This is a genomic window from Streptomyces sp. GbtcB6, from assembly GCF_019091475.1.
In the GTDB taxonomy this organism is placed as follows: Bacteria; Actinomycetota; Actinomycetes; order Streptomycetales; family Streptomycetaceae; genus Streptomyces; species Streptomyces hyaluromycini.
On record NZ_JAGXJL010000049.1, the window covers coordinates 23,042 to 36,382 of the forward strand.

At 72.5% G+C, this 13,341-nt stretch carries 10 protein-coding genes; 9 read left to right on the forward strand and 1 reads right to left on the reverse strand.

The features are described from left to right. The first annotated feature begins 3 nt into the window (after positions 1-3). The 7 genes from KVT45_RS44490 (at position 4) to KVT45_RS44520 (ending at position 9,952) form a co-directional block, all read left to right on the forward strand. The gene (locus KVT45_RS44490; protein ID WP_217555349.1) at positions 4-639 is read left to right on the forward strand and encodes a bifunctional 4-hydroxy-2-oxoglutarate aldolase/2-dehydro-3-deoxy-phosphogluconate aldolase; all 636 of its coding nucleotides are present in this window, start codon (positions 4-6) and stop codon (positions 637-639) included. Continuing rightward, the gene (locus KVT45_RS44495; RefSeq protein ID WP_217555351.1) at positions 636-1,685 is read left to right on the forward strand and encodes a sugar kinase; all 1,050 of its coding nucleotides are present in this window, start codon (positions 636-638) and stop codon (positions 1,683-1,685) included. The genes KVT45_RS44490 and KVT45_RS44495 overlap by 4 nt, the downstream gene beginning before the upstream one ends. A 402-nt stretch (positions 1,686-2,087) precedes the next feature. Continuing rightward, the gene (locus tag KVT45_RS44500) at positions 2,088-3,911 is read left to right on the forward strand and encodes a glycosyl hydrolase family 28-related protein (RefSeq protein ID WP_217555353.1); all 1,824 of its coding nucleotides are present in this window, start codon (positions 2,088-2,090) and stop codon (positions 3,909-3,911) included. A gap of 174 nt (positions 3,912-4,085) precedes the next feature. Beyond that, positions 4,086-4,742 carry a ThuA domain-containing protein gene (locus KVT45_RS44505; RefSeq protein ID WP_217555355.1) on the forward strand — a complete coding sequence of 219 codons (657 nt, stop codon included), beginning with the start codon at positions 4,086-4,088 and terminating at the stop codon, positions 4,740-4,742. Further along, a complete protein-coding gene (locus KVT45_RS44510) occupies positions 4,727-5,806 on the forward strand; it encodes a Gfo/Idh/MocA family protein (protein WP_217555357.1) in 1,080 nt (359 codons plus the stop codon). The genes KVT45_RS44505 and KVT45_RS44510 overlap by 16 nt, the downstream gene beginning before the upstream one ends. Before the next feature lie 29 nt (positions 5,807-5,835). Further along, the gene (locus tag KVT45_RS44515) at positions 5,836-8,862 is read left to right on the forward strand and encodes a glycoside hydrolase family 38 C-terminal domain-containing protein (RefSeq protein ID WP_217555359.1); all 3,027 of its coding nucleotides are present in this window, start codon (positions 5,836-5,838) and stop codon (positions 8,860-8,862) included. A 94-nt stretch (positions 8,863-8,956) separates the two neighbouring features. Continuing rightward, a complete protein-coding gene (locus KVT45_RS44520) occupies positions 8,957-9,952 on the forward strand; it encodes a hydroxyacid dehydrogenase (protein ID WP_217555361.1) in 996 nt (331 codons plus the stop codon). A gap of 159 nt (positions 9,953-10,111) precedes the next feature. Here the strand turns inward: KVT45_RS44520 and KVT45_RS44525 are convergent, their stop codons facing one another. Continuing rightward, positions 10,112-11,032, reverse strand: a complete 921-nt coding sequence (locus KVT45_RS44525) for an NADP-dependent oxidoreductase (protein ID WP_217555363.1) — start codon at positions 11,030-11,032, stop codon at positions 10,112-10,114. 393 nt (positions 11,033-11,425) lie between these two features. Between KVT45_RS44525 and KVT45_RS44530 the strand changes: the two genes are divergently transcribed. Next, the gene (locus tag KVT45_RS44530; RefSeq protein ID WP_217555364.1) at positions 11,426-12,403 is read left to right on the forward strand and encodes a sugar ABC transporter permease; all 978 of its coding nucleotides are present in this window, start codon (positions 11,426-11,428) and stop codon (positions 12,401-12,403) included. Further along, a complete protein-coding gene (locus KVT45_RS44535; protein ID WP_217555366.1) occupies positions 12,400-13,341 on the forward strand; it encodes a carbohydrate ABC transporter permease in 942 nt (313 codons plus the stop codon). Before KVT45_RS44530 ends, KVT45_RS44535 begins: the two co-directional genes overlap by 4 nt.

The window sequence follows — 13,341 nt, forward strand, 5'->3', positions numbered from 1 at the left end:
CTCGTGGATCTGCGAGCCGCCCTCGCCGCCCGCCGTCTGCTCGCCATCGTGCGCGGCGGCGACCCGGAAGCCGCCCTGCGCACCGTGCTGGCCCTGGCCGAGGAGGGCATCGAACTGATCGAGGTGTCGCTCAGCGGCGCGGACGCCCTCGCCGTCATCGCCCGGGCCCACAAGGAACTCGGCCCCGAACGGCCGCTGGGCGCCGGCACGGTGCTGACCGCCGCCGACGCGCACGCCGCCCACCGTGCGGGCGCCACTTTCGCCGTCACCCCGGGTCTCGGCGCCGGTGCCGACACCGCGCGGCAACTCGGCATGCCGGTCCTGGCCGGCGTGCTGACCCCCACCGACGTGATCGCCGCGCAGGCCCGTGGCGCGGCCGCGCTGAAGCTCTTCCCGGCCGCCGAGGCCGGGGGAGCGGCCTACCTGAAGGCGCTGCGCGGACCGTTCCCCGACGCCGCGTTCGTCCCGGTCGGCGGCGTCGACGTGCCGGCCGCGCGGGCCTACCTGGCCGCCGGGGCCACCGCCGTCGGCATCGGCTCCCCGCTCGTCGGGGACGCGGCGGACGGCGGCAGCATCACCGCCCTGCGCGAGCGGGCCCGCGCCTTCCGGGCCGCCGTACCGGAGGAGGGACCGGCGTGACGGCCCCCTGGCGTCCGGCCCCGGGACCGGTCGTCTGCCTCGGCGAGACCATGGCCGCCCTGGCCCCCGACCCGCCCCGGCCGCTGGCGGACGCCGAGCAACTGCGGCTGTCCGTCGCGGGCGCGGAGTCCAACGTGGCCATGTACCTCGCCGACCACGGCATTCCGGCCCGCTGGCTCTCGGCCGTCGGCGACGATCCGCTGGGCCGCCGGGTGCGCGCCGCGGTCGCCGCCGCCGGGGTCGACGTGACGCATGTGCGCACCGACCCGCACCGGCCCACGGGCCTCCTCCTCAAGAACCCGGGCCCCGCCGGCACCCGCGTCCACTACTACCGCGCCGGCTCGGCGGCCTCGGCCCTCGGCCCCGGCCTGCTCGACGGCGAACCCCTGAGCTCGGCGGCCCTCCTGCACCTCACCGGCATCACCCCCGCCCTCTCCGCGTCCTGCCGCGCCCTGGTGACCCGGGCCCTCGACACGCCCGCGGCCGAACGGCCGTACGCCGTCAGCTTCGATGTCAACCACCGGGTCGCGCTGTGGCCGGACGGCACCGCGCCGGCACTGCTGCGTGCCCTCGCCGACCGCGCTGACATCGTTTTCGTGGGCCTCGACGAGGCCCAGGAGCTGTGGGGCGGCGACCTGACCGTCACCGGCCTGCGAGAGCTGCTGCCCGGGCCGCGGATCCTCGTCGTCAAGGACGGCGCCCGGGCCGCGACCGCCGTGACCGCGAACGGCGCGTGCACGGTGCCCGCGCTGCGGACGGCCGTGGTGGAACCGGTCGGCGCGGGCGACGCGTTCGCGGCGGGCTTCCTGGCCGGGCTGCTGCGCGCGGAGACGCCGGCCCGTGCCCTCCGGCTCGGCCACCTCACCGCCGTCTCCGCCCTCAAGGTGACGGGGGACCACGGTCCTCTGCCCGAGCCGACGGACATCGCCCGGCTCCTCGAACTCACGGACCGGGACTGGCAGCGGTACGACGACGGATCCGGCGACGGACCGGCGGCCGGGCCGGAAGGGCGGCGGCGAGAAGGCTCCGAGGCGGTTCAAAGTTAGTTAATCAAGGTGATGGAATAATCGCCGGGCCGTCGCTAGACTCGCCAGCGCGATCGGCGGGGCCGGGGCCTGTCCGGCGGATCAGGTCGAAGGAAATCGGCGGCGACACATCGGTGTCGGTGTCGGTGTCGGCGTATGCCGGTCATCGGTGGGCGCCGGTACGGGTACGGGCGTGTACCGGTGCCGGCGCGGGCCGGTACGGCTGTGCGCCGGTGCCGGTGCGGCCGATGTGTGCGTGCGCCGGTGCCGGCGCGAGGTCGGCTTTGGCAGGTGCGTGCGTGCCCTTCGCACGCAGAGAAGCAAGTGTCCCGGAAGTAAGTGTCCCGCACCCCGTTTGGACAGCGAGGGAGTGTGCGACCGGTCGGTCCCGCGCTGCCTCCGACTCTCGTCGAGAGGTGACACATGCTCCGAAGAATCCGACGACCCTCCTTCTGGCTCGGCGGTATGGCCTCCGTCGCCGCCGGTGCGCTGTTCGTCGTTCCCGGCACCGACGGCCGGGCCGGCGCCGCGGCCGGGGCCGATGCCCGGCCGGCCGCCGCGACGGCCGGTGCCACGACGCCGTTCGTGACGGTCGAGGCCGAGACCGGCACGCTCGGCGGCGGCGCGGCCGTCCGCTCCCTCAAGCCGGGGGCCGCGGTGCCGTCCGTGGCCACCCTGGAGACCGAGGCCTCCGGGAACTCGCTGGTCGAGCTGAAGGGCACCAGCAACTCGGTGACCTTGAAGAACAGTTCGGGCAAGGCGGCCAACAGCCTGGTGGTGCGCGCCTCCATCCCCGACTCGGCGACCGGCGGTGGCATCGACGCGACGCTCGACCTCTATGTGAACGGCACCTACCGGCAGGCGATCACCCTGAGTTCCAAGCAGGCCTGGAACTACCGAGACGCGACCACCAACCCGGACGACCCCAACGCGGGCGGAATGCCGTACCGCTTCTACAACGAGTTCCCCGTCCGGGTCACCGGCACCGCCATCCCGGCGGGCGGCACCATCACCCTCCGGAAGGACTCCGCCAACACCGCCGCGGTCTACGACGTCGACTCGGTCGACCTGGAGAACGTCGGAGCCGCGCGGACCCAGCCGGCCGACTCGCTCTCCGTCGTCGGCTACGGCGCGGACCCGAACTTCGGCACCGACTCGACCGCCGCCATCCAGAACACGGTCAACGCCGCCAGGACACAGGGCAAGTCGGTGTGGATCCCGCCGGGCAAGTACCTGACGAACAGCCTGTCGGGCACGACGCTCAACTTCACCGGCGTGACGGTGGAGGGTGCCGGCATGTGGTACACGACGATCTACCGCAGGCCGCCGCTGCCGGCCACCTGGCGGTCGCAGATCCTGGTGGGCTCGGGCACCACGCTGCGGGACGTCCAGATCGACACCAACGCCGTCTGGCGGGGCGTCGGCGGCTCCGGCGGCGCGGACTACGGCATCAACGCCAGCGGCGCCGGCGGCTGGCTGGTCGAGCGCATCTGGACCCGGCACACCGACGCCAACTGGCTCTCCGGCTCCAACGGCATCGTCCGGGACAGCCGGACCGCCGACTCCTACGGCGACGGCTTCAACATCAACAACAGCAACACGCCGAACCCGGACAAGCTCGGCTACCACATCACGGTCCAGAACAACTTCGCCCGGGGCACCGGCGACGACTCCTTCGCGACCTACTCCGACGCCGGCGCGAGCGGCACCAACGGCCAGGTCGACGGCGCGAAGATCATCGACAACACCGCCATCGCGCCCTGGTGGGCCAACGGCCTGCGGATCGCCGGCGGGCGCAACGTCGAGATGACGGACAACCTGGTGAACAGTGTGTCCTCCAACAGCGCCCTGGACATCGGGGTGTTCGGCGACACCGGCCACCCCCTGGAGTCGGCCACGGTCAGCGGCAACGTCCTGATCGGCGGCGGCGGTTGGAACGGCGTCCGGCACGGGGTACGGATCAGCTCCCCGGCCAGTACCTCGCTGTATCCGGACGCCTATACGAACGTCACCCTGAGCAACAACGTGTTGCGCGGAGCCTTCCGCGCGGGCCTCTACATCGACCGCAAGAACGTCAACGTGACGCTGACCGGCAACACGATCGACGCTCCGGCCGACCAGGGAATCTGGGTCGCCTCGGGGGTCACCGGCACCGGGACCTTCTCCGGCAACACCATCCAGAACCTGCGGTCGGGCCAGGTCGCGACCCAGAACGACTCGGCGTCCACCTTCGACATCACCGGCTGACCGGCACCTGCCCGCACACCGCGCGCAGGGTTCATAAAACGTATTGACAAACTGTCGGGGGCATCCATAGGTTCACATCGCCCCTAGTCCGACCCGCCTTTCATTTCCGACCCGCCCTTTCAATACCGACCGCCGCGCACAGCCGTGCGGCGCCGATGGGAGCGTGCGATCACCTTGACCACCGACATCCGGCGGGCGCTGGTCGTCCGCGGCGGTTGGGACGGGCATCAGCCCGTGACGATCAGCGACGGCTTCGTCCCCTTCCTCAAGGAGAACGGGTTCGTCGTCGAGACCTCCGAAGACCTCGCGGTGTACGAGGACACGGAGCGCCTGGCCGCCACCGACCTGGTCGTGCAGTGCTGGACCATGGGCACCATCACCCGGGAGCAGAGCGACAACCTCGCCGCCGCGGTACGCGCCGGCACCGGCCTGGCCGGCTGGCACGGCGGCATCGTCGACAGCTTCCACGACCACGGCTACCACCTGCTGACCGGCGGCAAGTTCGTGATGCACCCGCCGGGCTTCCACGACCACACCGTGCACCTGCTGCCCGAGCGGGCCGGCCACCCGGTCGTCGCGGGGCTCGACGACTTCGCCGTGCACACCGAGCAGTACTGGCTGCTGACCGACCCCCACATCGACGTCCTCGCGACCACCACCTTCCCGGCCGACGAACTCCGGGACCGGCCCGCGGTGATGCCCGCCGTGTGGACCAGGACCTGGGGCGCGGGGCGGGTCTTCGTCTCGGCCATCGGGCACAAGCCCGACGACTTCGACGTGCCCGAAGTGCGCACACTGACCGAAAGGGGACTGCTGTGGGCGAGCCGCTGAAGCCCTTGGACATCGGCATCGTCGGCGCCGGGAAGATCAGCGGCGCCTACCTCTCGACCCTGGAAGGGCTGACGTCCGTACGGCTCACCGCCGTCACCGACCTCGACCCCGCCCGGGCGCGGAGCGTCGCCGGGCAGACCGGCGCGGCCGAGGCGCCGGACGTCACCGCGCTCCTGGCCCGGGACGACGTGGACGCCGTCCTCAACCTCACCGTTCCCGCCGCCCACGCGGAGGTCGCCCTCACCGCGCTCGCCGCAGGCAAGCACGTGTACGGCGAGAAGCCGCTCGCGGCGAACCGCAAGGAGGCCGACGCCGTGCTGGCGGCGGCGCGGGAGGCCGGGCTGCGGGTCGGCTGCGCGCCCGACACCGTCCTCGGCACCGGAACGCAGACCGCGCGCAAGGCGGTCGACGACGGTCTGATCGGCCGGCCGGTCGCGGCCACCGCCTTCATGACCAGCGCCGGACACGAGAAGTGGCACCCGGACCCGGAGTTCTACTACCGGCCGGGCGGCGGCCCCCTGCTCGACATGGGCCCCTACTACCTCTCCGCCCTGGTCCACCTGCTGGGCCCGGTGGTCAGGGTGACCGGCGCCTCCTCGCGGCCGCGGGCCGAGCGGACCATCGGCAGCGGCCCGCGCGCGGGGACCGTCTTCCCGGTGGAGGTGGACACCCACATCACCGGTGTTCTGGAGCACGCCGGCGGAGCCCTGTCCACCCTGGTCATGAGCTTCGACGTGCGCGCCGCCCGGCTGCCGCGCATCGAAGTGCACGGCACCGATGCCTCGTTGTCGGTGCCCGACCCGAACGGCTTCGACGGCGCCGTCGAACTCCATCGGGGCGACGGCTGGCAGACCCTGCCCGTCTCCGCCGGTTACCGGGACGCGGGCCGCGGCATCGGCCTCGCCGATCTCGCCGAGGCCCTGACGCAGGGGCGCCCGCACCGTGCGTCGGCCGAACTCGCCGCCCACGTCCTGGACGTCATGCTGACCCTCATGGACGCGGCGGACCAGGGCCGCGCACTCCCGGTGACCAGTACCTGCGAGCGACCCGCTCCGCTCCACTGACCCGCACCACGCAACAGGAGACCCCCTTCATGCACGACGACCGGAACCTGGTCGAAGCACGTCTGGAACGCGTCCTCAGGGAACGCATCCGTCCCGCCGTCCACCCCGTCACCACCCCCCTGACCGTGGAGATCTGGTCCACCCCGGGCGAACCCGTCCCGGTGGCCGAGGGGCTGGCCGCCCCGACCCGCCCCATCGCCCCGGGCACCCCGTGGGGCACGCCGTGGGGAACCAGCTGGTTCAAGGTCACCGGCACCGTCCCCGCCGAGTGGGCCGGCCGGACCGTCGAGGCCGTCCTCGACCTCGGCTTCACCCCGCGCACCCCGGGCTTCCAGTGCGAGGGTCTCGTCTACCGTCCCGACGGCACGCCGGTCAAGGGCCTCCACCCGCGCAACACCCATGTCCGCGTCGGCTCACCCGTGGCCGGCGGGGAGCAGGTCCACTGGCGCATCGAGGCCGCCTCCAACCCCGACCTGGACGCGAGCGGCGTGCCGTTCCGGCCCACCCCGATGGGTGACCGGGCGACCGCCGGTGACGCGCCCCAGTACGTCCTCGGCGAGCTGCGGCTGGCCGTCTTCGACGAGACCGTGTGGAACCTGGTCATGGACCTGGAGGTCCTCGGCGAGCTCATGGCGGAACTGCCCGTCGACGGGGCACGCCGCTGGGAGATCCTGCGTGCGGTCGGCCGGGCACTCGACGCCGTCGACCTCCAGGACGTGAACGGCACGGCGGAACGGGCGCGTGCGTGTCTGGCCGAGGTGCTCGCCGTCCCCGCCGCGCCCTCCGCCCACCGGATCAGCGCGGTCGGGCACGCGCACATCGACTCGGCGTGGCTGTGGCCGATTCGCGAGACGGTCCGCAAGGTGGCCCGTACGACGTCCAACATGACGGCCCTCCTGGCGGAGGAGCCCGAATTCGTCTTCGCCATGTCCCAGGCCCAGCAGTTCGCCTGGATCAAGGAGCACCGGCCCGAGGTGTACGCGAAGGTGAAGAAGGCGGTCGCGGAGGGTCGGTTCGTGCCGGCGGGCGGGATGTGGGTGGAGTCGGACACCAACATGCCGGGCTCGGAGGCGATGGCCCGTCAGTTCGTGCACGGCAAGCGGTTCTTCCTCGACGAGTTCGGCATCGAGAACGACGAGGCCTGGCTGCCCGACACCTTCGGCTTCGCCGCCGGGCTCCCGCAGATCATCAGGGCGGCGGGCTCGACACGGCTCCTCACCCAGAAGATCTCCTGGAGCCGGACCAACAGCTTCCCGCACCACACCTTCCAGTGGGAGGGCATCGACGGCAGCCGGATCTTCACCCACTTCCCGCCCGTCGACACCTACAACTGCGAGATGACAGGCAGTCAGATCGCGCACGCGGCCCGCAACTTCAAGGAGAAGGGCGCCGCCACCCGCTCCCTCGCCCCCACCGGCTACGGCGACGGGGGCGGCGGCACCACCCGGGAGATGGTCGCCAAGGCAGCCCGGCTGCGCAGCCTGGCGGGCTCGGCGGCCGTCGCGTGGGAGGCGCCCGCCGACTTCTTCGCCAAGGCGGAGGCCGAATACCCGGACCCGCCGGTGTGGGTCGGCGAGCTCTACCTGGAACTGCACCGCGCGACCCTCACCAGCCAGGCGCAGACCAAACAGGGCAACCGGCGCAGCGAACACCTGCTGCGCGAGGCCGAACTGTGGGCCGCGACGGCCACGGTGCGTACCGGATTCCCGTATCCCTACGAGCAGTTGGACCGGATCTGGAAGACGGTCCTGCTCCACCAGTTCCACGACATCCTGCCCGGCTCGTCGATCGCCTGGGTGCACCGGGAGGCCCGCGAGACCTACACACGGCTGGCCGGGGAGCTGGAGGGCGTCATCGGCGCGGCCCAGCGTGCCCTGGCGGGGGAGGGGGAGCGCACTCTGATCTTCAACTCCGCTCCGCACACCCGCGGTTCGGTGCCCGCCGGAGGTGCCGCGGCCCGGGCCGCCCAGGGGGACACCGTGACGCCCGTCCCGCGCGAGGGCGGCGGCTATCTTCTCGACAACGGCCTGCTGCGGGTCGAGATCGACGGACGGGGACTGGTGGTCTCGGCGTACGACATCACCGCGGACCGGGAGGCGATCGCGCCGGGGCAGGCGGCCAACCTGCTCCAGCTGCACCCCGACTTCCCCAACCAGTGGGACGCGTGGGACGTCGACGCCTTCTACCGCAACGTCGGCAGCGACCTCGCCGAGGTGGCGGGACTGGAGGCCGAGGGCGGCGCGGTGCGTGTCGAGCGGGTCTTCGGCGGCTCCCGGGTCATCCAGCTGCTGTCGGTCCCGGCGGACGCCAAGCGCCTCGACATCGACACCGAGGTGGACTGGCACGAGACCGAGCGCTTCCTGAAGCTGGCCTTCCCGCTGGACATCAGGGCCGACCGGTACGCCGCCGAGACGCAGTTCGGGCACGTGTACCGGCCCACCCACCAGAACACCAGCTGGGAGTGGGCCAAGTTCGAGGCCTGCAACCACCGCTTCGTCCACCTCGACGAACCGGGCTGGGGCGTCGCCGTCGTCAACGACTCGACGTACGGCCACGACGTGACCCGCGCGGTGCGCACCGGCGCCGGGGACGCGGGTACGACGACCACCGTACGGGCGTCGCTGCTGCGCGCGCCCCGCTACCCGGACCCGGAGACCGACCAGGGCGTGCACCGCTTCCGGCACGCGCTGGTGCCGGGTGCGACGATCGGGGACGCGGTCCGCGAGGGCTACCGGGCCAACCTGCCCGAGCGCCGGGTCGGCGGAGCCGCCGAGGTGGCGCCGCTGGTGACCGTCGACAACGACGCCGTCGTCGTCAGCGCGGTGAAGCTGGCCGACGACCGCGGCGGCGACCTGGTGGTGCGGCTGTACGAGGCGAACGGCGGCCGGGCCCGGGCCACCGTGTCCGCCGACGGCTTCGCGGCGGACCGGGCCGTCCTGACGGACCTGCTGGAGCGCCCGCTCGCGGACGCCGAGCGGCCCGCCGCGGCGGACGGCGGTGTCGTCCTCGCGCTGCGGCCGTTCCAGATGGTGACGCTGCGGCTGCCGCGCGCCTGACCCGGTGACCCGACACCCCGGGCCCGGCACGTCCGCCGGGCCCGGTGCCGTCTCCGATCCCGTTGTCGTACGGACCGAGAGAGGACCCAGCACGATGACTGCCCCGTCCGGCCGGCCCACGGCCGTGTCCGTCATGGACCCCGTCGTCGCGGACCAGGTGCTCCCCGCGGAGCTGCGGGACCGGCTCTCCGGGCTGGTCCGGCTCGCCCCCGGCCCGGTGGGGGCGGTCTTCCCCGCCGCGTTCGCCGAGGCGGAGGTGCTGATCAGCAGCTGGGGCTGCCCGCGCCTGACCGCTGACGTGCTGGCTCGGGCACCCCGCCTGCGGGCCGTGATGCACGCCGCCGGCAGCGTCAAGGGGCTGGTGACCGACGCGGTCTGGGAGCGCGGCATCGTGGTGTCGTCGGCGGCCGACGCCAACGCGGGCCCCGTCGCCGCCTACACCCTGGCCCTCGTCACGCTCGCCGCCCGCCGCACGCTGACCATGGCGGCCGGCTACGGCGCCGGGTGGCCGGCCTTCGAGAGCCGTACCGGCGCCGACGGCGGAACGGTGGGCATCGTCGGTGCCTCACGCATCGGGCGCGCGGTGCTGGCCGGGCTGCGCCGGTCCGACGCGGGCCACCGGCTGCTGCTGAGCGACCCGCACGTCACGGACGAACAGGCGCGACGGCTGGGCGCGGAGCGGGTCGGACTGGCCGAGCTGTGCCGCCGGTCGGCGGTGGTGAGCGTGCACGCGCCGCTGCTGCCGGAGACGACCGGCCTGCTCGATGCCGGGATGCTCGCCCTGATCCCGGACGGGGGCGTGCTCGTCAACACGGCCCGCGGCGCCGTCGTCGACACGGAGGCGCTGACCCGCGAGTGCGCCTCCGGCCGGCTGGAGGCGTACCTCGACGTGACGGACCCGGAACCGCTGCCGCCCGGGCACCCCTTGCTGTCCCTGCCCAATGTGCTGGTCACCCCGCACATCGCCGGTGCCCAGGGCAGCGAGCTGCGCCGGCTGGGCCGGTACGCGCTCGCGGAGGTCGAGCGCTGGGCGGCCGGCGAGCCACTGCTCGGGGAGGTGACCGAGGAGGCCCTGCACCGACTGGCCTGACAGGGGCCACGGGGCCGTCCCGGGCGGCGCCGCGGCGAGACGTGCTCCAGGCCGCCCGGCCGGGGCACGGAGCGCTCTGGCCGGGCGGCCTGGAGCACGTCACGGTGCGTTGTCGCGCCGGCCGGCGTGACCGGCGGGGACCGCCCGTACCGGCGCCCCTCAGTCCTCCGCCACCCGGATGATCGTCCTGCCGGGCGTGCGCTTCTCCGGGGTGAACGCGGCAACCGCCTCGGCGAGCGGCCGGACCGCGCCGACGACGGGCCTGAGGCGTCCGTCGCGCAGCCGTGCGGCGAGGTCGGTGAGGCGTGCGCGGTCGGGTTCGACGACGAAGAAGACCGCCCGCCCGTCCGCGGGGTGGACGGTGACCGGACGGGCGATGGTGACCAGGGTGCCGCCGGCGCGGACCAGCGCCGTGGAGCGGTCGAGGATCTCGCCGCCGATCACGTCGAACACCACGTCGACCTCGCCGATGTCCTCCAGCCGCCCGGCCTGCAGGTCCACGAAGGTGTCCACGCCCAGGTCGCGGGCGAGGTCGCGGTCGGCCGCCCGGCCGGTGCCGATCACCCGCGCGCCCGCCGCACGGGCCAGCTGCACGGCGATGGAGCCGACGCCGCCCGCGGCACCGTGGATCAGCACGGTCTGGCCGGTGGCCAGGCGGCCGTGGTCGAAGAGGCCCTGCCAGGCGGTGAGCCCGGAGATCGGCAGGGCCGCGGCCGTGACATGGTCGACGTCGGCCGGGAGCGGGGCGAGGTTGCGGGCCTCGACGGCGGTGTACTCGGCGAGCGTGCCGTCACGGGTCCAGTCGGCGAGCCCGAACACCCGCTGGCCGACGGTCAGTCCGGTGGTGCCGTAGCCCAGCTCGGTGACCACGCCGGACAGTTCGTGGCCGGGCACGCTCGGCGTGCGGTCGCGGCCGGCCCGGTCGGTCCAGGTGGCGGGCCAGGTCAGCTCGCCGGGCGTGAACCCGGCGGCGTGCACGCGCACGATCACGTCGTTCTCCGCCGCGTGCGGGAGCGGCAGCTCGGTGAGGGCGAGACCGCCGACTCCGGCGTCGCGGTCCTTGACGGTGATGGCTTGCATGAGAGGTACCTCTGGGAGGGTGGGGGAGTCGTGGCGACGGACCGGCCCCGCCCGGCGGCGGCCGCCCGTCGTGACCCATCTCAGCGCCCCGCGGCGAGCCCTGCCACCGCGGACGGCGGCCGGCCGAGGGGACCGGCGGGCGCTGCTGTCGTCACGCCTTCGACGGTATCCCGGAACCGGCCCGGACCTCTGGGCCACCTTCCGTCCCGTGGCATGGGCCACTTCGCCCGCGCCCTGCCCCTCCGGGCGCCCGTAAGCCGTGAACCCGCCCATGAATTTACCTGTCGGGAGCATTGACGTTAGCCCATCGATTGGATTTACATACTCCTGCCGGTCCGGGGGGTGGCCGGAACACGCCCGTCGTACGTCTCTCGACGAAAGGGCTCTCTCGTCATGACAACGTTGCAAGAACCGGCCGCTCGTCCGGCCGAGGAGGGCGGGCCACCGGGCAGCGGACGCCCGAGGCCGGGCCGGCCGGGACGCCGCCGCGACCTGGGCCTGTTCTGGTTCGTGACACCAGGCCTCGTCGTCCTGCTGCTGTTCCACTACATCCCGCTGCTCGGCAACATCATCGCGTTCCAGGACTACCAGCCGTACATCGGCATCATGCACAGCCCGTGGAACGGGCTGAAGAACTTCGACGTGCTGTTCAACGGTGACGACCAGTTCCTGCACGCGCTGGTGAACACCCTCGAACTCACCCTGATCCAGGTCGTGTTCGTCTTCCCGGCGCCGATCCTCCTGGCGCTCGCCCTCAACAGCCTGGTCAGCGAACGCGTCAAGAAGTGGGTGCAGAACGTCCTGTACCTGCCGCACTTCCTGTCCTGGGTGGTCGTCGTCTCCCTGTTCCAGCAGCTGCTGGGCGGCAGCGGGATGCTCAACCTGTTCCTCCAGGCCCACGACATGGGCACCTGGAACATCATCGGCAACCCCGACCTGTTCAAGACGCTGCTCACCTCCCAGGTCATCTGGAAGGACACCGGCTGGGGCACGATCCTCTTCCTCGCCGCCCTCTCCCGGGTCGACAACAACCTCTACGAGGCGGCCGCCATGGACGGCGCCAGCCGCCGGCGGCAGACCTGGCACGTCACCCTGCCGGCCCTGCGGGGCCTGGTGATCCTGCTGCTGATCCTCCGGCTCGGCGACGCGCTGTCCGTCGGCTTCGAACAGATCCTGCTCCAGCAGACCGGTGTCGGCCTCGACAACAGCGAGGTGCTGGACACCTACGTCTACAACCACGGCCTCATCGCCGGCGACTGGGGGGTCAGCGCCGCCGTCGGCCTGGTCAAGGGCCTGGTCGGCGTGGTGCTCGTGCTGGGCGCCAACAAGATCGCCCACCTCTTCGGGGAAGAAGGTGTCTACCGGTCATGACAACGCTGTCGCCGGCCCACCCGGTGCGCCGCAGGCCGCGCCGCGCCTACAGCGCCATCCCCGGGGAGACCCCGGGCACCCTGCCCTGGCGTACCGCCAAGTCGCTGATCCTGCTGGTCTGCGTGGTCCTGGTGGTGCTGCCCTTCGTGGCGATCGTCTCGACCTCGCTGGCGGACTCCGCGGAGGTCACCAAGGCGGGCGGCTACGTCCTGTGGCCCGACCACCCCACGTTCCTCGCCTACAGGGCACTCCTCAACGGCGGGATCGTCTCCAAGGCCATGCTGGTCAGCGTCGGCATCACCGTCGTCGGCACGGCCCTCAGCCTGGTCTCGTCCATCATGCTGGCGTACGGCCTCAGCCGCCCCGGGTCCTTCGGGCACAAGCCCGTGCTGCTCCTGCTGCTGATGTCGATGCTGTTCGTGCCCGGTGTCATCCCGAGCTACCTGATGGTCAAGCAGCTCGGCCTGATCAACAGCTACTGGTCGCTGATCCTGCCTTCCGCGATCAACGCGTTCAACGTGATCGTGCTGCGCTCCTTCTTCATGAGCCTGCCCGCCGAGCTCATCGACGCGGCCCGGATGGACGGCGCCTCCGAGCGGAAGATCCTCACCCGGCTGGTGCTGCCGCTGTCCAAGGCGTCCGTCGCCGTCATCGGCCTGTTCTACGCGGTGACCTACTGGAACGCGTTCTTCAACGCCCTGCTCTACATGAACGACGCGTCCAAGTGGCCGATGCAGCTGGTGCTGCGGACGTACGTCGTCAACAACGCGGCGCTCAGCGGCGGGCAGGTGGATGTCGCGGCCGGGGCGCCGCTGCCGCCGGCCCAGTCGCTGCAGGCGGCGATCCTGGTTCTGTCGATCGTGCCCATCGTGGTCATCTACCCCTTCCTGCAACGGCACATGAACAGGGGCGTGATGATCGGGGCGGTGAAGGGATGA

What these genes read in the sequence shown, in the direction of transcription:
- KVT45_RS44525 (WP_217555363.1), bottom strand. Translation starts at nt 11,032, where the DNA reads ATGCAAGCCATCACCGTCAAGGACCGCGACGCCGGAGTCGGCGGTCTC.
- KVT45_RS44535 (WP_217555366.1), top strand. Translation starts at nt 12,400, where the DNA reads ATGACAACGCTGTCGCCGGCCCACCCGGTGCGCCGCAGGCCGCGCCGC.
- KVT45_RS44530 (WP_217555364.1), top strand. Translation starts at nt 11,426, where the DNA reads ATGACAACGTTGCAAGAACCGGCCGCTCGTCCGGCCGAGGAGGGCGGG.
- KVT45_RS44515 (WP_217555359.1), top strand. Translation starts at nt 5,836, where the DNA reads ATGCACGACGACCGGAACCTGGTCGAAGCACGTCTGGAACGCGTCCTC.
- KVT45_RS44520 (WP_217555361.1), top strand. Translation starts at nt 8,957, where the DNA reads ATGACTGCCCCGTCCGGCCGGCCCACGGCCGTGTCCGTCATGGACCCC.
- KVT45_RS44500 (WP_217555353.1), top strand. Translation starts at nt 2,088, where the DNA reads ATGCTCCGAAGAATCCGACGACCCTCCTTCTGGCTCGGCGGTATGGCC.